This window comes from Pseudomonas sp. Pseusp3 (assembly GCF_047304225.1).
GTDB lineage: Bacteria > Pseudomonadota > Gammaproteobacteria > Pseudomonadales > Pseudomonadaceae > Aquipseudomonas > Aquipseudomonas fluorescens_CD.
On record NZ_JBGLYV010000300.1, the window covers coordinates 1 to 224 of the forward strand.

1 protein-coding gene is annotated in these 224 nt (G+C 62.5%); it reads right to left on the bottom strand.

The window, feature by feature from the left end:
• The coding region (locus tag ACCD00_RS30935; RefSeq protein ID WP_413428957.1) for an immunoglobulin-like domain-containing protein at positions 1 to 224 on the bottom strand (224 nt) is incomplete at both ends.

Consider the following 224-nt stretch of genomic DNA (forward strand, 5'->3'; position numbering starts at 1 on the left):
TGGCCCTGGGCATCGGTCAGGGTGGCGGTGTAGGTGATGGTGCCGTTTTCGTCCACGCTCGGGGTGGCGCTCAGGGTCACGGTGGTGCTGTCGTTGTCGTCATTGACCGTGGTGGTCACTGGCGTTTTCACCGGATTGATCGCTTCGAGGTTGCCGCCGTCGGCCGATTTAATCGACTCGGTGACGGTGGTCGGCCCCTTGTAGACGTCATTGCCGACGGTGAC